The 22,619-nt window shown below is 51.3% G+C and carries 23 protein-coding genes; 11 read left to right on the top strand and 12 right to left on the bottom strand.

Features of this window, described 5'->3' with window-relative positions; genetic code table 11:
* Positions 1-103: 103 nt before the first annotated feature.
* The 4 genes from EOE67_RS07505 (at position 104) to EOE67_RS07490 (ending at position 4,443) form a co-directional block, all read left to right on the top strand.
* On the top strand, positions 104-1,558 hold the full coding sequence (locus EOE67_RS07505) for a sigma-54-dependent transcriptional regulator (RefSeq protein ID WP_127698419.1): 1,455 nt from the start codon (positions 104-106) through the stop codon (positions 1,556-1,558).
* Positions 1,555-2,826, top strand: a complete 1,272-nt coding sequence (locus tag EOE67_RS07500; protein WP_127698418.1) for a sensor histidine kinase — start codon at positions 1,555-1,557, stop codon at positions 2,824-2,826. The genes EOE67_RS07505 and EOE67_RS07500 overlap by 4 nt, the downstream gene beginning before the upstream one ends.
* 87 nt (positions 2,827-2,913) lie before the next feature.
* Complete coding sequence (locus tag EOE67_RS07495) at positions 2,914-3,585, top strand: hypothetical protein (RefSeq protein WP_127698417.1); 672 nt, start codon at positions 2,914-2,916, stop codon at positions 3,583-3,585.
* Between the two features lie 195 nt (positions 3,586-3,780).
* Positions 3,781-4,443: a DUF2339 domain-containing protein gene (locus EOE67_RS07490; RefSeq protein ID WP_338069030.1), complete on the top strand. Its 663-nt coding sequence runs from the start codon at positions 3,781-3,783 to the stop codon at positions 4,441-4,443.
* 36 nt (positions 4,444-4,479) lie between these two features.
* Here EOE67_RS07490 and EOE67_RS07485 read toward each other — a convergent pair whose 3' ends face one another.
* Both EOE67_RS07485 and EOE67_RS07480 read right to left on the bottom strand, forming a co-directional pair.
* Positions 4,480-4,782, bottom strand: coding sequence for a type II toxin-antitoxin system RelE/ParE family toxin (locus tag EOE67_RS07485; RefSeq protein ID WP_127698415.1), 303 nt, complete (start codon positions 4,780-4,782; stop codon positions 4,480-4,482).
* Positions 4,779-5,060 (bottom strand): type II toxin-antitoxin system Phd/YefM family antitoxin, encoded by a 282-nt coding sequence (locus EOE67_RS07480; RefSeq protein WP_127698414.1) that lies wholly within the window; start codon positions 5,058-5,060, stop codon positions 4,779-4,781. Before EOE67_RS07480 ends, EOE67_RS07485 begins: the two co-directional genes overlap by 4 nt.
* Positions 5,061-5,263: 203 nt before the next feature.
* Here EOE67_RS07480 and EOE67_RS07475 point away from each other — a divergent pair, with 203 nt between their 5' ends.
* A complete protein-coding gene (locus EOE67_RS07475) occupies positions 5,264-7,108 on the top strand; it encodes a M2 family metallopeptidase (protein ID WP_127698413.1) in 1,845 nt (614 codons plus the stop codon).
* A gap of 268 nt (positions 7,109-7,376) precedes the next feature.
* On the opposite strand, the gene EOE67_RS07470 is transcribed toward EOE67_RS07475, so the two are convergent.
* Positions 7,377-7,907 carry a hypothetical protein gene (locus tag EOE67_RS07470; protein ID WP_127698412.1) on the bottom strand — a complete coding sequence of 177 codons (531 nt, stop codon included), beginning with the start codon at positions 7,905-7,907 and terminating at the stop codon, positions 7,377-7,379.
* Between the two features lie 340 nt (positions 7,908-8,247).
* On the opposite strand from EOE67_RS07470, the gene EOE67_RS07465 reads away from it, so the two are divergent.
* From EOE67_RS07465 to EOE67_RS07440, 6 genes are all read left to right on the top strand, one after another.
* Positions 8,248-9,603 (top strand): sensor histidine kinase, encoded by a 1,356-nt coding sequence (locus EOE67_RS07465; RefSeq protein WP_127698411.1) that lies wholly within the window; start codon positions 8,248-8,250, stop codon positions 9,601-9,603.
* Positions 9,600-10,970 carry a sigma-54-dependent transcriptional regulator gene (locus tag EOE67_RS07460; RefSeq protein WP_127698410.1) on the top strand — a complete coding sequence of 457 codons (1,371 nt, stop codon included), beginning with the start codon at positions 9,600-9,602 and terminating at the stop codon, positions 10,968-10,970. The genes EOE67_RS07465 and EOE67_RS07460 overlap by 4 nt, the downstream gene beginning before the upstream one ends.
* Before the next feature lie 186 nt (positions 10,971-11,156).
* Positions 11,157-11,369 carry a hypothetical protein gene (locus EOE67_RS07455; RefSeq protein ID WP_127698409.1) on the top strand — a complete coding sequence of 71 codons (213 nt, stop codon included), beginning with the start codon at positions 11,157-11,159 and terminating at the stop codon, positions 11,367-11,369.
* A gap of 166 nt (positions 11,370-11,535) precedes the next feature.
* Complete coding sequence (locus EOE67_RS07450) at positions 11,536-12,396, top strand: ABC transporter ATP-binding protein (RefSeq protein ID WP_240652742.1); 861 nt, start codon at positions 11,536-11,538, stop codon at positions 12,394-12,396.
* Positions 12,393-13,736, top strand: a complete 1,344-nt coding sequence (locus EOE67_RS07445; protein ID WP_127698408.1) for a hypothetical protein — start codon at positions 12,393-12,395, stop codon at positions 13,734-13,736. Before EOE67_RS07450 ends, EOE67_RS07445 begins: the two co-directional genes overlap by 4 nt.
* Before the next feature lie 12 nt (positions 13,737-13,748).
* The gene (locus EOE67_RS07440) at positions 13,749-14,138 is read left to right on the top strand and encodes a GntR family transcriptional regulator (protein ID WP_127698407.1); all 390 of its coding nucleotides are present in this window, start codon (positions 13,749-13,751) and stop codon (positions 14,136-14,138) included.
* On the opposite strand, the gene EOE67_RS07435 is transcribed toward EOE67_RS07440, so the two are convergent.
* The 9 genes from EOE67_RS07435 to atpF form a co-directional block, all read right to left on the bottom strand.
* Positions 14,129-14,710 (bottom strand): DUF1439 domain-containing protein, encoded by a 582-nt coding sequence (locus tag EOE67_RS07435; protein WP_127698406.1) that lies wholly within the window; start codon positions 14,708-14,710, stop codon positions 14,129-14,131. The two genes, EOE67_RS07440 and EOE67_RS07435, sit on opposite strands and share 10 nt — an antisense overlap.
* A complete protein-coding gene (locus tag EOE67_RS07430; protein ID WP_164852248.1) occupies positions 14,707-15,603 on the bottom strand; it encodes a TraB/GumN family protein in 897 nt (298 codons plus the stop codon). The genes EOE67_RS07435 and EOE67_RS07430 overlap by 4 nt, the downstream gene beginning before the upstream one ends.
* 90 nt (positions 15,604-15,693) lie before the next feature.
* Positions 15,694-17,058, bottom strand: a complete 1,365-nt coding sequence (gene glmU / locus EOE67_RS07425; RefSeq protein ID WP_127698404.1) for a bifunctional UDP-N-acetylglucosamine diphosphorylase/glucosamine-1-phosphate N-acetyltransferase GlmU — start codon at positions 17,056-17,058, stop codon at positions 15,694-15,696.
* Positions 17,059-17,247: 189 nt separating this feature from the next.
* Positions 17,248-17,664 carry a F0F1 ATP synthase subunit epsilon gene (locus EOE67_RS07420; protein WP_068069462.1) on the bottom strand — a complete coding sequence of 139 codons (417 nt, stop codon included), beginning with the start codon at positions 17,662-17,664 and terminating at the stop codon, positions 17,248-17,250.
* 23 nt (positions 17,665-17,687) lie between these two features.
* Positions 17,688-19,073, bottom strand: a complete 1,386-nt coding sequence (gene atpD, locus EOE67_RS07415) for a F0F1 ATP synthase subunit beta (protein ID WP_127698403.1) — start codon at positions 19,071-19,073, stop codon at positions 17,688-17,690.
* 39 nt (positions 19,074-19,112) lie between these two features.
* Positions 19,113-19,973, bottom strand: coding sequence for a F0F1 ATP synthase subunit gamma (gene atpG / locus EOE67_RS07410; RefSeq protein ID WP_127698402.1), 861 nt, complete (start codon positions 19,971-19,973; stop codon positions 19,113-19,115).
* A 61-nt stretch (positions 19,974-20,034) separates the two neighbouring features.
* Positions 20,035-21,576, bottom strand: a complete 1,542-nt coding sequence (gene atpA / locus EOE67_RS07405; RefSeq protein ID WP_127698401.1) for a F0F1 ATP synthase subunit alpha — start codon at positions 21,574-21,576, stop codon at positions 20,035-20,037.
* Positions 21,577-21,590: 14 nt separating this feature from the next.
* Positions 21,591-22,124 (bottom strand): F0F1 ATP synthase subunit delta, encoded by a 534-nt coding sequence (gene atpH, locus EOE67_RS07400; RefSeq protein WP_127698400.1) that lies wholly within the window; start codon positions 22,122-22,124, stop codon positions 21,591-21,593.
* Between the two features lie 11 nt (positions 22,125-22,135).
* Positions 22,136-22,606 (bottom strand): F0F1 ATP synthase subunit B, encoded by a 471-nt coding sequence (gene atpF, locus EOE67_RS07395; RefSeq protein ID WP_127698399.1) that lies wholly within the window; start codon positions 22,604-22,606, stop codon positions 22,136-22,138.
* Between the last annotated feature and the right edge of the window lie 13 nt (positions 22,607-22,619).

The following is a 22,619-nucleotide window of genomic DNA, read 5'->3' as shown; positions in this document are numbered from 1 at the left end:
AGAGCAACCAGCCTTCAGGTAAGGTGCTGGTTTTGGCAACATACTCCCGACATCCGATCCACAGTTGTTGCCTGTGGTGCATCTTTCAGCCGGAGTTTTAGCCATGTCTTCACCTGTTGCAGCGTCAGGATCCTATACTGTGCCGGGGCCTTTTGCTGTGCCGGAGCGGCCGGCGGTGTTGGTGCTGGATGACAACACCGATCTGCTGCTGGCCTGCAAACTCTGTTTAAAACCCTTGGGTTGTCGGTTATTAACCAGTAGCGAACCCGGCGAGTTGTTGTCGATTTTGCGCAGTCAGCGAATTGAAGTGTTACTGCTGGATATGAATTTCAGCCGGGATGCGGCCAGCGGCGCTGAAGGATTGTATTACCTGAAACAAGCGCTGGCGCTGCAGCCGGATCTGAAAGTGGTGTTGATGACCGCCTATGCCGACGTTGGCCTTGCAGTGCAGGCGATGCAGCTCGGCGCCCGCGATTTTGTCGCCAAACCCTGGCAAAACGAGCAACTGCGCCACATCATCGCCCGTCAGCTGGCACAGGTGGTGCCGGTGACGTCATTCAATACCAACCTGATTAATTCCAGCCAAGGTCAACCGCTATTGGGCGATAGTCCGGCGATGCAGCAGGTACGGCAACTCATTCACAAAGCCGCCGCCACTGATGCCAATATTCTGTTGTTGGGCGAAAGTGGCACCGGCAAGCAAGTAGTGGCTGAGGCCATTCACCGGGCATCAATACGAGCGCCGGCGCCGCTGGTCTGTGTCGATATGGGCAGTATCACGCCAAGTTTGCTGGAAAGTGAGTTGTTCGGCCACAAAAAAGGCGCTTTTACCGGTGCAGTCACCGACGCTCCCGGCCGCTTTCGGCAAGCGCGGGGCGGTACTTTATTCCTCGATGAATTATCCAATCTGGCCTTGGCCGATCAGGCAAAACTACTGACAGTGCTACAAAAGCGTCAGGTGATTTCGGTGGGAGCTACATCCGCCGAAGCCATTGATTTACGGCTGATTTGTGCCAGTAATCAGGGTCTGCAGCAACTCGCCGATCAAGGCTTATTCCGCCAGGATTTGCTGTACCGTATCAATACCGTCGAAATTGTATTGCCGCCACTGCGCCAACGCCGCGAGGACATCCCGATGTTGGCGCAGTATTACCTCGCAATGTATGCAAGCCAGTATCAGCGCAGCGGTTTGCAGCTGTCGTCTTCGCAGCTTGATTTATTGTGTCAGTATCACTGGCCGGGGAACGTTCGCCAACTGGCGCATATGCTGGAGCGCGCCGTGGTACTCAGTGAAAGCTCGGTGCTGGATTTTAGTCAGCTGCAATTGGTTTTAACCTCTGCTTCGCCAGCTACTGACATTAACAATCCCAACGACAAATCTGCGATAGCGCCGCCACTAGACGCAACAGCCAACCCGGATTTTTTATTGGAACAGGTCGAAGCAAAAACCATCCGCCAGGCCCTGAGTTTTTATCAGGGCAATATCAGTCAGGCGGCGCAAGCGCTGGGACTGACCCGTGGCGCGCTGTATCGTCGGTTAGAGAAGTACGGTTTATGAGCTCAAAAACCCAATGGCTGTTGCAGGTGGCACTGCTGCTGGGTAGTACAGTGGCGGCCTGTTGGCTGTGGAGCAGCGAGCAACAATTTAGCGCGCGTTTAGTACTTTGCCTGGCCATGACTTGCTTCAGTCTGTATCGGTTATGGCAGCTTCATCTGGCACCACAACAACAAACACAGCGGCTGCTTCAGGCGTTAGCCAATGCCGATCTATCACTGCAGGATCAACAACAACCCGCGACAGCGGCGTTACTGCAGCAAATCCGCAGCCAATTGCTACAGGCCCGCGAGCAGGCCGAATCGCGCGCCAATTACCTGCAAACCTTATTAAGCCAGCTGGATGTTGCGGTGTTGCGGGTATCCGAAAACGGGGAAGTGCAGGAACAAAATCCGGCGGCGCAGCGGCTGCAAAGCCACACCGGGTCTCTGTTACTGGAGAAAATCCACAGTCTGCTGCAGAGCTCCCTGCATCATCAGCACAATACACTACAACTACCGGACGATGTGCTGGCCATCACCATAGTGCGAACTCGTCTGCAAGGGGAATGGAGTTATCTGTTGACCTTACAAAGTATCCGCGGCCCGCTGCAACAGCAGAAAGTGCAGGCTTATCAGCAATTGCTGCGGGTGCTGAATCATGAAATGGCGAATTCGATCACGCCGATGACGTCCTTGACCGAATCAGTTCGTCAGCTATTACAGGCGCCTGAAGCTGAAGATTTGGCCGATGCGCAGCTTGCACTTGCGACAGTACAACAACGCGGCAATCATTTACTGCAATTTCTGGACAAGTTTCGCAGTCTGACCCAGCCCATTCACTGTGAACTGAGCCGCGCACCTTTAAAGCCACTGGTTGATCACAGTCTGCGCTTGCTGCAAGCTCAGTATCCGCAGCTGCGCTGGCAGTGGCAGCAGCCTGAACCAGCAGAAATCAGTACCGAAGTGTGGTGCGACCCAGCCTTGCTGGAGCAGGTGTTGTTAAATCTGGCCACCAATGCCATTCAGGCGGTGCCAACAGGAGCACCGGTGCAACTCAGTCTTACGGTAAGTCGGCGGCAAGAGCGCATGTTGCTCGATATCACCGACAATGGCGTTGGTATTAGCCAGGACGCTGTATCCAATCTGTTTACGCCGTTTTTCACCACCAAAGCCAAAGGCAATGGCATTGGTCTGGCGTTATCGCGGCAACTGCTGCAAGCGATGGATGGCGAATTATCGCTGCTACAAGCCAGCCCTTCGGCTTGTTTCAGATTGGATATGCCAGCTTAGCCACCATCCTCAGCTGCTGAAACGAACTTGCCCATAAATTATCAATCAGTTAACATTCACTACTTTGACGCAAACAAGGAAGTGCGGATGTTCAGTCTGATCAGATATATGGTGGTGTTCGTTGTTGGAAGTGGCTTCGGCTATTGGTTCGGCACGTCGCAGAATGTGCCAGTGACGATGGAACCTCCTGTAAAGCCGACTACAGTGGCCTCTCCGACCATAGCGGCGATGCCTACAGCTAACAGCCCGATCACAACAGTACCATCGGCTACAAAGCAGACAACTCAGCCGAAAACGCCATCTTTTGACGTTGACCCAGCTGAAATCTTAGCGCTTGAGCTGCAAGCAGCACATCAAAAAACACCGGAAGATCCAGTTTGGCAGGAATATCTGCAACAACATTATGATGAACATACGCAGCGATTATTGAACCGTCAAACCGCGAAAAATCAGCAGTTAATCCGCGAATTTCACCAGTCGGAAGTTGACCCGCATTGGGCAAACCTTACCGAACAACGGTTAAAAGATTATTATTTTCTACAACCTGATCAGCAGTTTATTCAGATTAGTAAGGTCCATTGCCGTCAAAATGGCTGTGAGGTTTCCGGTGTAATCACCAAATCAGACCTTGGCCCGATGTTACGCGAGAATCTGCGACAACAGCCGTGGACCAAAGGGCGTAGCATCAGTTTCTCCCGCAGTTCGAGTGAAGGGGAAGAAAAGTTTTATTTATTGATGACCGAATTACCCAAAGAATAAAGCGACCCAAAAAATAACGGGCGCGCGTCTGCAGCTGAATATGCACTCTGGGTTGCTGGCTACACAGCTGCAACCACTCAGCCTGAGTAAACTTGTCGGTATTATTGCTTTTGCACTGGTGCAATATCGGTGGCTTTATCTGGAACGGTCAACGCTCAGCAAAGGGCTGCGGCAATTTCATCACCTTGGTAGCGGCTGGCGGCGCTGGCACTGTGGCAAATGCTCAGTTGGCGCGAGCTGCGGCAGTTGTCTGATCTGCAGTACAGTTATGGCTTGTTTGTATTACTGGCCGGTCCGGTGCTTGGTTGGCTCTGGTTAAGCCGCCGACCACACTGGCCGGGTAGCGATGAACCGCAGCACTATGCCCGTACATTGCCGCAGCCGTTGTTGCTGATGTTGGCGGCCGTTGGCCTGATTGGCTTGTACCTGTGGTTACCACAGCAAAAACTGATCCCTTCCGCATGGCAGCTATTGGCTCTGCTCAGTTTTGGCTGGCTGAATGTGTTGCTATTACGTGGGCTACACTGGCTGTTGGACATCCCGTATCAGCTGGACTTCTTATGGAAAAATCCGCAAGTGCAGATGACCCTTTCCATCAGTTGGACGTTAGTAGCGCTCATTAGTATGCAACAAGCGTCCAGACGCCAATCCCGCGGCTTATGGCTCGGTGGTGGTTTGTTATTGCTGGCGGTGGTGGCAAAATTATTTACCGTTGACCTCGCCGATCAAGGTTCAATGGCGCGGATTTTGTCCTTTGTCGTGGTTGGGGTCTTGATGCTGCTGATTGGCTATATCGCGCCTATTCCGGCGAAAAAGCCTTTGCGCAATGAAGCGGGAGAAACCAGCTCAACAGCGTAATGTTGCGGTATTGCTGGGGGCGGTTTAACAGACAAACTAACTTTGATCGTCGCTTAGCTCTGATAAGTTCAACAACTGACTACTGCGACGAACCGTCAGGATAGCAACTTCGTCTTTAACACTATAGATAATCCGGTAAGTGCCGAAAATCACCTCTCTGATACGAGGTAATCGCACTTCCGGTACTATCCGACCACTTTCAGCGAATTCTGCCAATCGTTCCACGGCTATAAATAACTTTTCGACCCACTGTACGGCTGCATCTGGTTTATCTTCGGCGATATACAGTGCAATCTGCTCGACGCGGTTCAGCGCCAATGCAGTCCATACAATGTTCATCGCTGTAGTCTGGCCAAAATCCGGGCTTTAGCATCGTCATGCGATATCACGTTTCCTGAGTCTAACTGCTCTTCAGCTTTATAAATCTCCTCAAGAATTTCCAGACGTTCCTGCATTTTTTCATATTCATAAACATCGACCAACACCGCCACCCCCCGACCTCGTTGCGTCAACACCATTGGGCGCCGTGTTTCATTCACTTGTTTAACAAAAGTGGCCACACCAGCGCGAAACTCTGACAATGGACGTATATCTTCATCAACACGAACTCGTGACATTACAGCCCCCTTCAGTACGTTAAGTTGTACCAAAAAGAGTACGCCAATAATTTAAAGGATACAAGTGCCCTTTAGAATACAAAGGCAGCAGACCTTTGTTTGCAAATATTTAACCAAAGGATAATACTGGCGGCAGTCTGTGATTGCTGCAAGAGACGGCAAACTGACATCACCAACATCACACAAGCCTACAGGAACCTCTGATGAAATCACTTCAACCCAGTTTAATTGCATTTCTGGTCAGCACAGCGCTGCTGGCCGGTTGTCAGCCAGCTGCCGACAAACCAGCTGCCACCACGCCGGTCGTGGCCGAAGCTGCAGCGCCAACTGCTGAACAAGCCAAAGCCTTTTTACAACAAGCCGCCGCAGATTTAGATGCGCTGATTATTGAAAGCGGCCGCGCCGAGTGGATCGCCAATAACTTTATTACCGAAGATACCGAAGCATTAGCAGCCTCAGTCAACGAAAAACTGACTGCCAAAATTGTCAAAATGGCCAATGAAGCGGCGAAGTTTAATCAGGTGCAGGTGGATGCCGATACCCGTCGCCAGCTGGAATTACTGAAACAAGCGTTGACCTTAGCCGCGCCAACCGATAGCACCAAAACGGCCGAACTGGCAGGTCTTGCCGCCAAACTGAATGGTATGTACGGCAAAGGCAAATATTGTAAAGCCGATGGCACTTGCCTCGATTTGGGCCAAATGTCGGCCACTATGGCCAGTTCGCGCAATTACGACGAACAATTAGAAATGTGGAAAGGCTGGCATGACACCGCGGCGCCAATGCGACCGTTGTATCAGCGGCAGGTGGAACTTGCCAATGAAGGTGCACGTGAACTCGGTTATGCCGACACCGGCGCCATGTGGCGTTCTAAATATGATATGGATGCCGACGCTTTTGCCGCTGAACTGGATAAACAGTGGGCGACCGTCAAGCCGCTGTATCAGGCGTTGCATTGCCATGTGCGCGCCAAACTCGGTGAAAAATACGGCACCGACAAAGTGCCACAGGACAAACCTATTCCGGCGCATTTGCTCGGCAATATGTGGGCACAAACCTGGGGCAATATTTACGATGTGGTCGCACCGGAAAATTCTGATCCGGGTTATGACCTGACCAAACTGCTGGCCGACAAAGGTTATGATGAACTGAAGATGGTCAAAGGCGCTGAAGCATTTTTCAGCTCTTTAGGTTTTGCGCCACTCCCAGAAACCTTCTGGACCCGCTCGTTATTCACCAAACCGCGTGATCGCGATGTGGTGTGTCACGCTTCAGCCTGGAACCTTGATAACAAAGACGATTTACGGATCAAAATGTGTATCGAGCGCACCGGCGAAGAGTTTTCGGTGATCCACCACGAACTTGGGCATAACTACTACCAACGCGCATATAACAAACTGCCGATTTTATATCAGGGCAGCGCCAACGACGGTTTCCATGAAGCCATTGGCGATACCATCGCTCTGTCGATCACGCCAAAGTACCTGCAACAAATTGGCCTGCTGGAACAAGTGCCGGATGAGTCGAAAGACATTGGTCTGCTGATGAAAATGGCGCTGGATAAAGTGGCGTTCCTGCCATTTGGTTTATTGGTTGATCAGTGGCGCTGGCAGGTATTCTCCGGCAAAGTCACGCCAGAGCAATACAACGAAGCCTGGTGGAAATTGCGGGAACAATACCAGGGCGTTAGCGCTCCGGTAGCCCGTAGCGAAAGCGATTTTGACGCCGGCGCTAAATACCATGTGCCGGGCAACACGCCGTACACCCGTTATTTCCTGGCGCATATTCAGCAATTCCAGTTCCACAAAGCCTTATGTGAAATTGCCAAAGATGACGGTCCAATTCACCGCTGCTCGATTTACAACAGCAAAGAAGCCGGTGCGAAGTTGAATACCATGCTGGAAATGGGCGCCAGCAAACCATGGCAAGAAGCGATGCAAAGCCTGACCGGTCAACCGAATATGGATTCATCGGCCATTCTGGCTTATTTTGCACCGTTGCAAACCTATCTGGACGAGCAAAACAAAGGCCGGACTTGCGGTTGGTAATGACGAGCCAACAACCCTGCAGCTTCAAGGATGAAGGGTATGTACCCAAAATCATTGGAGATGCAGGTAGGCGGCATGTGAATGAATCTGGAACGCCAGCCCGACCCAGGAGCATAGTTGTCCTATGTGACTGGGGTGAATGAGCATGCCAACAACCCTGCAGCTTCAAGGATGAAGGGTAAAACACAACCGCAACACCGGCCACCTGTATCTTCCAGGATGCACATCGGGTGGCTGGTGCGCGGTTGTGGAAAAACCTTTGTTGCGGTTAGAACTTACTATCGAGCAGTTTTTGCAATTCCTGCAACTGCTCTTTACTAAGCTTGGCGTTGGTTAACAGTGATTTCAAAAGCGAAAATTCTGAGCCATCACCACCGCCGATTTTGTGCATCATCACTTTTTTGTTGGTTAGTACTTTGACACCATCAGCGTCCGGCCCCAGATGATGGACCATCACCTTGTGATCCCCTTCAGTAACCAATTGCAGTCCGTTACCTTCTTTCATTTGCGATAACAGCTTTTTGATGTTTTCACGTTCGGCTTCCGGCACGTCCGCCAGCGCTTTTTCCATCGCGGCTGGATCCGCCAAATCAGCGGCAGACCAATCGAAGGTCTGTGCATTGCCATTAGTGACCAGTACCAGCTTGGTGATGTTGTTGGTTTTTTTAAGCTGAATGTCTGTGGTCTGGGTTTCAGTCGCTTGCGTCTCCGCCGGTTTTGCTGTCACCGCCTGGGCACAACCCGCGACGACCAGCGCACTGAACAGCAAGGGGAAAATCAATTTGGTGGTTTTATTCATGTTTTTTTCCTTCTGTTGGATCTGATACCGCAGTGCGGCCTGCTGCGACACTGTCAGTGTGCTGCCTATTGAAAGTTTGATGCCATAATTTTTATCTTTAAATATCAAATACATAAAATTCAACAACCAGCAGTCACTTTAAATAATCCTGATATCGGGATAATTCCTTCCCGATATCCGCATTTTTCCCGTTCTGGCGTTACAGCAGCGGCAAGCATTTCTTGTAACTTGTTCAAATTTAACCGATATTTTATGAAATTCATGGTTGGCATTAAATTTGACTATGCCATCCTAAGTACTGCAACCAGGTCGAGATTGCAGCTGAACCGGGAGAGTCAGGATGAAAATTCAAAAAGCACTGGGGCTAGGGTTATGTGGCATTTTCACCCTGATGACCATCGGACAACTGGGCACCTTATGGTGGTTCCAGCAGCAATTGCAGCAACAACTGACCACCCAAAGTGGCGAGCTGAGTAAGTTAGTCTTGGCTCGAACTGCGGAAAAACTGCAACTGGTCACTCATAACATCAGTGCTGAAGGGCAAAGTTTTGTCTTTAGCACTGAGGATGAGGCAACGACCACAAAACCGGACCCGGAACATGCCACCAATAAACGGGTCAAAGTGATCCGACTGAATACACCACCAACTGACGCATTACCCGGCGTAATGCAGCAAGAGCTGGAACAAATTCTGGTGGAACTGAAAACCGACCAGCCCGGCAGCGCACAGTGGGTGCAACAATTTAAACTGGAACGCAACGACAGTAGCGCACAACTGCTGCAAAAATATTTGGCTTATCAGGTGATGGCGCTGGCGGTGACCATTGCCCTGGCGTTACTGCTGGTGTTGTGGCTGGGTTACCGGTTGATCGCCCCTTTGCAATTGTTGGTACAGGGGTTTCGGCGCTTAGCCGCTGGCGAAAATGCGGTGCAGCTGCCCCAACAATCCACCTTGACCGAATATCAGTATGTGCTGGAGCAATTTAACCACGCCAGCCGGCAACTGGATGAACTGGCGCAACAACGCGAACAGATGCAACAGCAACAACAGTTGGCTGAACTGGGCGAAATCAGTCGTGGCCTGGTGCATGCGCTGCGGAATCCAATTCACACCATGGCGCTGGCACTGGAGCAACTGCCGCAACAGGCGCCGGAGCAGCAGGCGTTGCAAAAACTAATTGAACAAAAAATGCAGCATATCAACCGTACTCTGACGGCATTGTTGACGTTAAGCTGTGAAGGGGTTGATCGCAGTCAGCCGGTTTCATTGCCGTTGGTACTCAAAGACATCACGCTGGAATTCTCAAGTCAGCCGGTGCACATCGAGCTGCATTTACCGGAAACTCTGGCCATTCATGGTGCTGAAACAGAACTGCGCAGTATCTGCCACGCGGTGATCAGTAATGCGGTTGAAGCCAGTCCACCGGGTGGTCTGGTACAAATCAGCCTGAGTAAAATGCAAGGTGGCGCCGTGCTGAGTGTCCGTGATCAAGGCCCGGGTCTGGCGCCGGACATTGCAGCGGCTTTATTTCAGCCGCATATCAGCAGCAAAGCTGAAGGCGCCGGGATGGGCTTATATCTGTGTCAGCGTTTATTACAACGCTATTATCAAGGCAGTGTCGAGTTACATCCGGCTGAAAACAGTGGCTGTATTGCGACATTACGCATCTGTTCGGCACCGGGAGCAACCGCATGAACCTGCAACTGTTAGTGGTTGAAGACGACCATAGCCAACGAGAACTGATTTGTCAGTTGCTCAGCAGCGAAGGTTATGTGCTGCATCAGGCCGACAGTGTCGAAAGTGCCATTCTGACGCTAAAAGCACTACCCGCGATCTCGCTGGTGTTGTGTGATTGGAAGCTGGGGACGGGTAATGGCATGCAGGTGTTGCAATATGTCCGCCAGCACCTTGCCGCCACTGGTTTTGTGGTGGCGACCGCTTATGGTTCAGTCAGCCATGCCGTTGAAGCAATCCACGCCGGTGCTGATGATTATCTGACCAAACCTTTTAAGCGCCAGGAGTTGCTACTGGCGATCAGCAAAGGGCTGCGCGCCCGTCAGCTGCGGCAGCAGAATTTGCAACTGTCGGCGCAATTGGGTGAACAACAACAGCTGGTCGAACTGATTGGCCATGCCCCCTGTATGCAGCAGCTGTTTCAGCGGATTTCCAGAGTCGCCGGTAGTGATGTGACTGTGCTGATCAGCGGCGAAAGTGGCACCGGCAAAGAGTTGGCGGCGCGGGCGCTGCATCAGCTATCCCCCCGCCGTGACGCGCCTTTTATCGCGATTAACTGCGGCGCTATTCCGGAAAGCCTGGCCGAAGCTGAACTGTTTGGGGCGGAAAAAGGCGCTTATACCGGTGCGGTGCAAAGTAAAGCCGGTAAGTTTGAAGCTGCTCAGGGCGGCACGGTATTTCTGGATGAAATTGCCGAGCTGCCATTGCCGCTGCAAGCAAAACTGCTGCGGTTATTGCAAGAAGGCAAAGTCACCCGACTGGGCAGTCATCAGGAAATTAAACTGGATGTGCGGATCATCGCCGCCAGCCATCAGGATTTGGCCAGCGGCGTTGCCGAAGGGCGCTTTCGCCAGGATTTGTTCTATCGGCTGAATGTGGTGCCGGTGCATATGCCGGCGCTGCGTGAGCGCACAGAAGATATTCCCAAACTGATCCAGCACTTTATGCAGCTGCAACAACAACGCTATCGGCTACAGTTGCCGCCGCTGTCTAAAGTGGTGCTCAAGGCGCTGATTGAATATCCGTGGCCGGGCAACGTGCGGGAACTGAGCAATAAAATCGAGCGTTTTGTGCTGTTGCAAGATGAGCAGGAACTGCTGGCGGACTTGCAGCTTACGTTGCGCACCCAAACAGCGCTCAGCACCAGCGAAGGCTTTGTGTTGCCAGCCACCGGTATTCATTTCGAAGCGCTGGAACGCAGCTGCCTGGAGCAAGCGCTGCAACTGAGTGACGGCAACCGCACTAAGGCGGCGAGGTTGCTGCAACTCAATTACAAAGCCTTTTTATACCGGCTGGAGAAATATCAGCTGGATGGCAAGGCGGATTAACCTGTGGTGTGAATAGACCTGTTGGCCATTGATCTGAACTATTTAACCGGTCAGCGCGTAATTTCAACCTGTTATCACCTGTGCCTACGATTTTTTCGCCAAAGGCTTAAACTTTTAGCGAAGTGGCCGCGACCAATCAACACTAACGCGTACCCAATCAGTACCAGGATCTGCCGGAGCACCAAAATGAAGGATGTTGACCACATTGAACTGATTGTCCTGCCCTCAGGCTGGCAATTATGTCGCTTACTGGCGTTGTTATGTTTACTATTGCTGTTGTGCAGCCCGTTATTGGCGCCGCTGGAAGCGAAGTTTCATCAACTGGTATGGCAACAACCTGTGTCGTTGCAGCTGGTGCTGAGCAGTCTGAGCACTTACGTAGCCACTGTGAAATTGTAAGAACCGATATCAACAACCGTCAACGGTCGCGCAGAGCTACGTGGCCGTCATCCCCCGCAATCACTCCTCATTTACCATGATGTTCCGCAGCGTAGCCTCTTGATCGTTCACTGCCAAGTGTATTACTGTAGCAATACACCCACTCGGATAACACAGGGATCAACAAGTGATCATTGCCATGGACGCGCTGGTGCGCACCTTTAACCAACACAAAGTATTAAATGGTTTAACAGCGCACATCAAGCGTGGTGATGTGGTCGCATTGCTGGGAAAAAATGGCGCCGGGAAGTCGACCTTATTGCATACCATTCTTGGCTTCGGCGTGCCGGATGGCGGCGAAGTGAAGCTGTGGCAAACGCCTAGTATCGCGCTGACTCAGCAGCAAAAACAACATATCGGTTTTGTGCCGCAGCAGGACGAACTACTGGAGCAGCTGACGGGTGCCGAGCAGCTGAAATTGTTCAGCAAATTCAGAACCCATTGGGATCAGGCTTGTTGCGATCGACTGGTCGATAGCTGGAAAATCCCACTGAATACCCGCATCAGTAAAATGTCGTTGGGTGAACGGCAAAAGTTGTCGATAGTGCTGGCACTGTGCCATCAGCCGGAATTACTGATCCTTGATGAGCCGGTGGCAAGTCTGGATCCAATGGCCCGCCGCCAGTTTTTGGCAGAACTGATCGACATTGCCGCCGAGCAACAACGCGCTATTATTTTCTCGTCCCATATCGTCTCAGATATGGAGCGCATCGCCAATCAGGTCTGGCTGCTGAAAAATGGTGAGCTGGCGTTTCAAGGGCCGCTGGACGACCTGAAAGAGTCGGTCGTCCGCCTGCATTTCCCACAAACCTTAACTGAAGTTCCCACGGAGCTGACCTTGGTCCGCCGCCAGCAATTAGGCAACAGCACCACCTTAACAGTCCAAGACTGGCAGCCAGGGCAATTGGCTAGCCTGCAAGCCAGCTATCCGGCGATCCAGGTGGAATACTTGTCGCTGGAGGAAATTTTCCTGGAGCTGAATCGATGACCCGAAGCCTCAGCCTACCGCTGGCCAGTCGTTGGTTCGCCGGAACCTGGTCATGGCAACCACTGCTGGCGGTCACACAAGCGGTCTTTTGGCCAAGCCGTTGGCTGGCAATGGCCTGGTTGCTGGCGATCGGACTGTTGCTGGTTGGCATTGTCAGTAACGCAGGTCTGCCTTTGATCTCCGGCATCGTCGGACTGTTGAGCCTCCACCTGAGTATTCCAATCCAAATCAATAATTTAACCAGTAGAAAAAGCTGGCTGTTGTTGCCGCACTTTAAATCCTCGCTGCTGATATTACTGTTGATTTTGTTGGCGCTGTGGCTACTGGTGATCACAGGAATGACCTTAAAAGCAGCGTCTCCCAGTTGGTTTCACCTGCCTTATGTGGCGTTGCTGTTCAGTCTGGTGATGCTGCCAACGATTTATGTCAGACATCTTTGGCCATTGTTGGCTGAAATAGTGTTGCTGATGGTGATTGTCATGCGACCGGACAGTCGCACCTGGCTGGTGGAGCATCGCTCATCAGCCTGGTTCATCAGTTTGGTCATCGCGATGACAGTCCTAATGTGGCTTTGGATGAAGTATCGCTGGTTACATCCGGCGCGACGCGTCCGTGATGATGCAAAACGAACCTCTGTCTTTGCATTGTATGGGATTGAAATTCCATGGCTGCTGCGCTTAACCCGCCGACCGGCGAGTCTGGCCGGCACCATGTTGCTTGGGGATGGTGACAGCTGGGTCGCATCGCTGGTACGGGCGACCTGGGCAACCTGGCTGGCTCCTGCGACTTTTTGGCTGATCAGCATCCTGTTCGGCAGTCCGGACAAGCCGTCGTCTCGGCTATGGAGTGAACAAACATTTCTGGTGTTATTAACACTTTGCCCGCTGTTTACGCTCAGTGCACAGCAGCAAAAATTGTCACAACGCCTGGGGCGGTGCTGGTTGGTGCTGGGCGGCTGTCGTCAGACTATGTACGGTTTTGCTGAGCGGGTGTATTTTCAGGAACTGCTGGCTTATCTGGCGATGACGCTGGTTCTGATGTTGCTGTTGGTTCCTTACCCGATGATCGTGCCACTCCTTTGTTATGGGATCAGCGCGACCTTGTTGCTCTGTTATCTGATTTTTGCCCTGGCCGGGCAACATTTCTGGTGGAGTATCAGTGCCAATCTGTTGTTATTGTTGGCACTGCTGGTGGCGATAGATTTTCTTTGGGCTATGCCGCAGCTCATTTATCTGACCAGTCTGGCCTTGGTGTTACCGGTGTATTCATTGCGGCGTTATGGAAAAGCCCGTTGGCTGAACATGGATTATTCGCAACTTAAACCCAAACAACTGCTCTAGCGCGGAGGTTCGATGTTTATTTTAAACCCGAACGCCGGCGAGCCGATTTACCGGCAATTGGTCGAGCAAATAAAGCGACTGATTGCCGGTGGCCAACTGCAGCCAGGGACCGAAATGCCGTCGGTGCGCGAACTCGCCAACAGCAATGCCATTAATCCGATGACCATTTCCAAAGCCTATAGCTTGCTGGAGGCTGAAGGATTACTGGAACGCCAGCGCGGCAAACCGATGACGGTGGCAAAGTTATCAGGACAACAAGAAGACGAGCAAAGCAGAATCATCAGAATTTTGCCACAAATTACCCAGTTGGTGCAGGCAGCAAAACAATTGCAAATTTCCGATGACCAGCTGCTGCGCGCCATAGCGCATCAACTGACAGCGGCGAGTAGCGTTCAGCGATAAGCGGGCGACAACACCAAGTTGCCCGGTGACAGTTTGAGAGCCAGCGGTATATTCAGCAGCGCACGGTGACTAAACTTGGTTGGGTCCAGCCGATACACCGGCTGCTGTGCCAACATTTGTTGGAGTAACTGTGCTAATTCGCGGTTGAGTGGTTTTAACTTGCCTTGCCAACGACCAGCCTGTAGATCCGACTGCACAACACTGAATTGACGTAAATAAACAGCCTGCCGTTGTTGGTCAAAATAGGGTTCAGCCCGCAACCTTAACGCCAATTGCAGCGGTGCTTTTAACATCAGCAGCTGTGCCACGGCTTCGGTCTGCAAAGTCAGCTCGATCACTGGCTGACCGTCAGGGGCAATCACCGCCTGTAACGTATTGACCTGCAACTGCAGCGGAATACCGGCTAACCGCACATCTTGCTGCAGCTGCGACACCACGCCGGTGAGCTGCTGATTTAATTCGCTTTGACTCAGACTATAAAGCGCCAACTGGTTGCTATGCTGACAGCCACTGAGTAACCACAGCATCAACAGCAAAGCCCAGCGGAGCTTCGGGAAATAGCGACCCATCATTTAGGCTGTACCGCTGTAAAATGCTCCACCTGATAACCTGCTGTGCTTAACAATGCCAGCACACCATCTTTGCCGGGTAAATGACCGGCACCGACTAAAATCAGCTCCCGCTGCCCATTACCAAACAGCTGCTGAATTTTTGGGATCCAATCCTGATTGCGTTGGGTAAACAGCAATGCAAAGGACGCCGGATCATCAGCACGGGCATCGTTGAGTAAAATCCGTTCCAACGCCTGAATATCACCCACCTGCCAAGCCGCAATCGACTGGCGCAGCAGTTCTGCGGTTTCATCAGCACGTTTTAAATTCGCCAGCATAAACTGATCTTCAGTCCCGGCGCCCATCGCCGCCATCAGATCCAGCTGAAATTCCACCGTTTCCAGATACTGTTGGGTTTTTGCGTCGGTGGTGGCTTTTTTGACAAAATAAGCATCCACGCCTTCACCGGCCATCCCGGCTTTTTGCAATTCCAACATGGCAATCTGCATCGCCACAAAACCTGGTTTAAAGGCGTTAAACTGCTGCGGTGTCAGGTTAAACGTCTTCAGATAATCGGTCAGGCTCTGCCGCACCTTCGGGCTTAGTTTTTGCGTTAAGGTATCGCCATTGCTGTACGACAGTTTTGCAATCATCGCCATGGTTGCTTGTTGATCGGCAGGATCTGGCAATTTCGCTTCCAGCACCACCACATCGGCTTTTTGATAAGCTTGCTCAAATTCCGCCGGCAGCGGAAAAGCACTGGGTGGCAACATGTGGATGGTGCCTCCCAGATACAACTCGTCGTTGCCTTTGGAGATTTTCCACACTGAACTGGCGGCAAATGCCGGTGCTTGCAGCAACAGCGTGGTGATCGCAACCACAACACTGCTTCGGATCAAAGCGGAAACTTTCATGTCAAAACTCCTTGCAACTGACGAAGGGGCTGCCATCACGATGGTTGTTTAACCGCTGATGGCAGCGAAATAGGCGCTAAACACAAACGATTATTTTGCTTTTTTCACCGGGCGTTTCCAGCCGGTGATATGACGTTGCTTCGAACGCGCAACCACCAGTTCATCGGCCGCGACACTGGCGGTGACCACTGAACCGGCACCGACGGTACTGTTCTGACCCAAAGTGATCGGCGCCACCAGCGAACTGTTGGAGCCGACAAAGACGCCATCTTCAATGGTGGTGGTCGACTTGTTGGCGCCATCGTAGTTACAAGTGATGGTACCGGCACCAATATTCACTTTACTGCCAATGATGGCATCGCCTAAATAAGCTAAGTGATTGGCTTTCGAGCCTTTACCCAGGGTGGTTTTTTTCAGCTCAACAAAGTTACCGACATGGCTGTCATCGAGCAGTACTGAATCCGGCCGAATGCGGGCATAAGGACCGACTGAGCAATCAGCACCCACCACCGAACTTTCCAGCATCGAATTTGGTTTGATTTCGGTGTTATCGCCGATGGTGACATCTTTCAGGATACAGTTGGCACCAATCGATACGCCGTTACCCAGCACCACTTTGCCTTCAAAAATCACGTTGACGTCGATCATCACATCGCTGCCAACGGTCACGTTCCCGCGCACGTCAATGCGTGCTGGGTCGCGTAAATTAGCACCACTCAGCATCAGCTCTTCAGCTTTGCGTTTTTGATATGCACGCTCTAACTGTGCCAGTTGCACCCGGTTATTAGCGCCTTCGGTTTCGATAGGATCAGCAGGATGAGCGGTGGCGATTTCCACACCGTCTTTATGCGCCATGGCGATAATGTCGGTCAGATAAAATTCGCCCTGCGCATTATTATTTTGTAAGTTGGCCAGCCAATGTTTCAGCTGTTTGCCTGGTACCGCCATAATGCCGCTGTTGACTTCGTTGATTTTCAGCTGCTCCGGCGTCGCGTCTTTTTGTTCGACAATGCCCACCACCAGACCATTTTCCCGCACCATCCGGCCATAACCGCTTGGGTTGTCGAGGATTACCGTTAACACCGCCAGCCCATGCGCCGGTCGCGCCGCCAGCAGTTTTTCCAGCGTTTCCTGGCGGGTCAGCGGCACATCACCATATAAAATCAGCACGGTATCATCATCGGCCAAATGAGGCACAGCTTGTTGCACCGCATGCCCGGTACCCAGCTGTTCGGCTTGCAGTACCCAATGCAGCGGTTGTTCACCTAAACCAGCTTTCAGTTGCTCAGCGCCATAGCCATACACCAAATTAATTTGGGTGGCGCCTAATGAGTTGGCGGTATCGATGACATGTTGCACCATCGAGCGTTCGGCCACCTTGTGCAGTACTTTCGGGAGGGAAGATTTCATTCGCGTGCCTTTACCGGCCGCCAGGATCACTACGTTTAACGCCATTTTCTGCCAATCCTTTTCAGTTGATTGCAGGATTTTATCGGATCTGGCTTTAAATTACAGTGCTAGTTTGCAATAAGCAGGAGTGCAGAGTCACTATTGCCAAAAACCTATCTGACATTGCTGGCGGAGGTTCAGCAAAAAGGCAAAAAAAAACCACCCGAAGGTGGTTCTTAACAAGTAACAGAATAATTACTTTTTGCGCAGTTTCTGGATAAGACGCAACTGCGCAATTGCTTCGGCCAACTGGGCCGCAGCTTCTGCGTAGTTGAAGTCGGCGCCGGCGTGTTGCATTGCTTCGGTCGCACTTTTTTGTGCGGCCAGCGCTGCTTGCTCGTCCAGGTCTTCGGCACGGACTGCCACATCGGCCAGCACTGTAATCGTATGAGGTTGTACTTCAAGTACCCCGCCCGCTACGTAAATCAGATGCTCTTCGCCGAATTGTTTTACGATCCGTACCATACCTGGCTTGATGCCGGTCAGCAGTGGAATGTGACCAGGTAAAATACCCAGTTCACCTTCGCTACCAGTCACCTGTATAGACTCAACAAGGCCAGAGAAAATTTTCTCTTCAGCGCTTACTACGTCTAACTGTACTGTCATCGCCATTTCGCTCTCCTAAAGCTGTAAAATTACAGCTTCTTCGCTTTTTCGATCGCTTCGTCGATAGAACCAACCATGTAGAAGGCTTGTTCTGGCATGTGATCAAATTCACCTTCCAGAATGCCTTTGAAACCACGGATAGTTTCTTTCAGCGGCACGTATTTACCTGGTGAACCAGTGAATACTTCAGCAACGAAGAACGGCTGCGACAGGAAACGCTGAATTTTACGAGCACGGAATACAGTCGTCCGGTCTTCATCAGACAGTTCGTCCATACCCAGGATCGCGATGATGTCTTTTAACTCTTTGTAACGTTGCAGTACTGACTGCACGCCACGAGCCACTTCATAGTGTTCTTTACCGATAACCAGTGGATCTAACTGACGAGAAGTTGAATCCAGTGGGTCGATCGCCGGGTAAATACCCAGTGATGCGATGTTACGGCTCAGTACCACTGTTGCGTCCAAGTGAGAGAACGTGGTCGCTGGTGATGGGTCAGTTAAGTCATCCGCTGGTACGTAAACGGCTTGCACAGAAGTGATAGAACCAGTTTTGGTTGACGTGATCCGCTCTTGCAGGACACCCATCTCTTCCGCCAGCGTTGGCTGGTAACCTACTGCTGATGGCATACGGCCCAGCAGTGCAGATACTTCAGTACCGGCTAAGGTGTAACGGTAGATGTTATCTACGAAGAACAGTACGTCACGACCTTCGTCACGGAACTTCTCAGCCATCGTCAGACCGGTCAGTGCCACACGTAAACGGTTACCTGGCGGCTCGTTCATCTGGCCGTAGACCAGTGATACTTTGTCCAGAACGTTTGAGTCGTTCATTTCGTGGTAGAAGTCGTTACCTTCACGGGTACGCTCACCTACACCGGCGAATACTGAGTAACCGCTGTGCTCGATGGCGATGTTCCGGATCAGTTCCATCATGTTAACGGTTTTACCGACACCGGCACCACCGAACAGACCTACTTTACCGCCTTTAGCGAACGGGCAAACCAAGTCGATAACCTTGATACCGGTTTCTAACAATGCGTTAGAAGCGGCCTGGTCTTCGTAGCTTGGTGCTGCACGGTGAATAGGCATCCGCTCTTCTTCACCGATTGGGCCAGCTTCGTCGATTGGCTCGCCCAGTACGTTCATGATCCGACCCAGTGTGGCTTTGCCCACCGGAACGTGAATTGCTTTGCCAGTGTTGGCAACTTCAGTACCACGACGCAGACCGTCGGTTGAACCTAACGCGATGGTACGCACAGTACCGCCACCTAACTGCTGCTGTACTTCAAGTACTAAGCCAGCCAGGTCGCCGTTTGTTACGTTTAACGCGTCATAGATCCCAGGTACCGATTCTTGTGGAAAGTCGATATCCACAACGGCGCCAATGATTTGGACTACCTTACCTTGACTCATGTTAATTCCTCTAATTTCTCAAACCTGTAAACCAGGGCGTTAAACAGCTGCGGCACCGCCGACGATTTCGCTCAGTTCCTGCGTAATTGCTGCTTGACGGGCTTTGTTGTAAACCAGTTTCAAGTCATCCATCAGGCTGCCGGCGTTGTCGGTGGCGGCTTTCATCGCGACCATCCGGGCTGCCTGTTCGCTGGCAGCATTTTCAACCACACCCTGATAAACCTGAGACTCAACGTAGCGGTCTAAAAGCTGGTCTAAAATAGCTTTTGGATCTGGCTCGTAAATGTAGTCCCAGCTATGACTCCTGGCTGACATCTCTGCTTTTGGCAAAGGTAAGAGTTGCTCAATGACTGGCTCTTGTTTCATGGTATTCACAAAGTTGTTGTATACCAGGAATAAGCGGTCGATTTTGCCTTCTGAATATTCATTCAGCATGACCCGGACCGTACCAATCACATCAGCCAAACGTGGTGTATCGCCTGAACCCACTTGTTGTGCAACTACTTTACCGCCAAAACGTTTAAAGAAAGCCGTCGCTTTGTTACCGATTACGGCAAACTCTGCATTCACGCCTTGTTCTTTCCACGTTCGAAGGTCAATCATCACACGTTTAAATTCGTTGGTATTCAAGCCGCCGCAAAGACCCCGGTCTGTTGATATAACAATGTAACCAACGTTTTTCACTGGCCGTTCGGTTAAGAACGGGTGGCGATATTCGAGGGTACCATTGGCGATATTACCGATCACTTTGCGCATACCTTCAGCGTATGGACGGCTGTGTGCGACCCGCTCTTGCGCTCTGCGCATTTTGCTGACCGCAACCTTTTCCATAGCGCTGGTGATCTTACGAGTATTGTTAATACTCCCGATCTTACTTTTTATCTCTTTTGCGCCGGCCATGACTAATCTCCGAAAATTTCAACGAAGGGTGGTGTTGCCACCACCCGATGCCAACCCCTGATTACCAGGTTTGAGTCGCTTTAAACTTCTCAATCGCGCCTTTAAGCGTGGCTTCGATTTGGTCGTTGTAGTTACCGGTTTTGTTCAGATCAGCCATGAACGCGCTGTGCTCTGCGTGCATGTAAGCCAGCAGGGCCGCTTCGAAGTCGAGAATTTTCGCAACTTCAACGTCTTTCATGTGGCCTTTTTCGATGGCGAAAATCGACACACCCATATCAGCCACGCCCATTGGCGCGTACTGTAACTGCTTCATCAGTTCAGTTACTTTCTGGCCATGGTCTAACTGCGCACGGGTCGCGTCATCCAGATCAGAAGCAAACTGCGCGAATGCTGCCAGTTCAGAATATTGGGCTAATGCCAGACGAATACCGCCGCCGAGCTTCTTGATGATTTTAGTCTGAGCCGCACCACCAACCCGCGATACCGAAATACCAGCGTTAACTGCTGGACGGATACCGGCGTTGAACAGGTTAGATTCTAAGAAGATCTGACCGTCAGTGATTGAAATCACGTTCGTTGGTACGAATGCAGAAACGTCACCGCCCTGGGTTTCAATGATTGGTAACGCCGTTAAAGAACCGGTTTTGCCTTTCACTGCGCCATTGGTCAGACGCTCAACATAGTTGTCGTTCACCCGTGATGCACGCTCTAACAGACGGCTGTGGAGATAAAATACGTCGCCTGGGTAAGCTTCACGACCTGGTGGACGGCGTAACAGCAACGAGATTTGACGGTAAGCAACAGCTTGTTTAGACAAGTCATCGTATACGATCAGGGCATCTTCGCCGAGGTCACGGAAGTATTCACCCATGGTGCAACCAGAGTATGGTGCCAGGAATTGCAGTGCAGCAGCTTCAGAAGCAGATGCAACAACCACGATAGTGTGGGCAAGGGCGCCGTGTTCTTCCAGCTTACGTACCACGTTGGCGATGGTCGAAGCTTTCTGACCGATACAAACGTAGATACATTTCACGCCAGAAGATTTCTGGTTGATGATGGCGTCGATGGCCAGGGCAGTTTTACCTGTCTGACGGTCACCGATGATCAGCTCACGCTGGCCACGACCGATAGGGATCATCGCATCGACTGATTTGTAACCGGTTTGCATTGGCTGATCAACCGATTGACGGTCGATAACGCCTGGTGCAATTTTTTCTACCGGCGCAAATGCAGTGGCTGCAATTGGACCTTTACCGTCGATTGGCTCACCTAAAGTGTTGACCACACGACCTAACAGAGCTGGACCTACCGGCACTTCTAAAATACGGCCAGTAGCTTTTACTTTGATACCTTCACGCAGGTCCGCATATGGACCCATTACTACGGCACCAACAGAGCTGCGCTCTAAGTTCAGTGCGATAGCGTAACGGTTACCAGGAAGCTCGATCATCTCACCTTGCATACAATCAGCAAGGCCATTGATCCGGATAATACCATCGGTAACAGACACGATAGTACCTTCGTTACGAGCTTCACTGACAACTTCAAACTGAGCAATACGTTGTTTGATCAGTTCAGAGATTTCAGTGGAATTCAGTTGCATGCTCTAATCCCCAATTATGACTGCAGCGCAGTGGCTAAACGGTCTAACTTACCGCGAACTGAGCCATCAATAACCATATCACCGGCTTTGATTAACATACCGCCGACAACTGTCGGATCTACGCTACAGTTCAACTTAACATTGCGTGCTAAACGCTGTGATAAAGCTGCGATCAGCTTTTGTTGCTGTGAAGCATTCAGTTCAGTGGCAGAAACAACATCTACAGTTGCTTCTTTTTCGAACTCGGCTTTCAGCACTACAAAGGCTTCAAACACCGCTGGCAACGCCAATAAACGTTTGTTTTCAGCCATCACCTTAATCAGGTTCTGGCCTTGTTCATTGAGTTGCGCACCACATACCTGGATAAAAAACTCGGCTTGCGCTTGCGCGCCAGCATTGCTTTGCAGGCGCTCGGCGACCACGCTGTTCTTTGCTACTTCAGCAGCAAAAAACAACATATCCGCCCAGGCCGCCAAAGCTTTTTGTTCAACAGCAAAGTCAAACGCCGCTTTGGCATAAGGACGAGCTACATTCGTCAAATCAGACATGGCTCATCCTCTTACAGTTCAGCTACCAGTTTTTCCAGGATGTCGCTGTGAGCAGCTTCATCAATTTCACGTTGAAGAATACGTTCTGCGCCAGCCACTGCTAAAGCAGCCACTTGCTTACGTAAATCTTCTTTCGCACGGATGCGTTCAGCTTCGACTTCAGCTTTGGCCTGAGCCAGGATTTTTTCCCGCTCTGCCTGCGCTTTCACTGCAGCTTCTTCGATAATCTGCGCTTCGCGTTTTTTAGCCTGGTCAATCAGGGCAGCACCCTGAGCTTTGGCTTCGATCAGCTGTTTTTTTGCATTCTCTTGCGCTAAACGCAGGTCCTGTTCGGCGCGATCACTCGCGGCCAGGCCATCTGCAATTTTTTGCTGACGAGTTTCAATGGCGCCGATAATTGGTGGCCATACCCATTTCATACAGGCAATGACGAACACCAAAAACGCGATTAACTCACCAATGAGAGTGGCGTTAATATTCACGAACGCTTCTCCT

The organism is Rheinheimera riviphila (assembly GCF_004005945.1).
Lineage (GTDB): Bacteria > Pseudomonadota > Gammaproteobacteria > Enterobacterales > Alteromonadaceae > Pararheinheimera > Pararheinheimera riviphila.
This window is presented reverse-complemented; position numbering and strand designations above follow the sequence as displayed.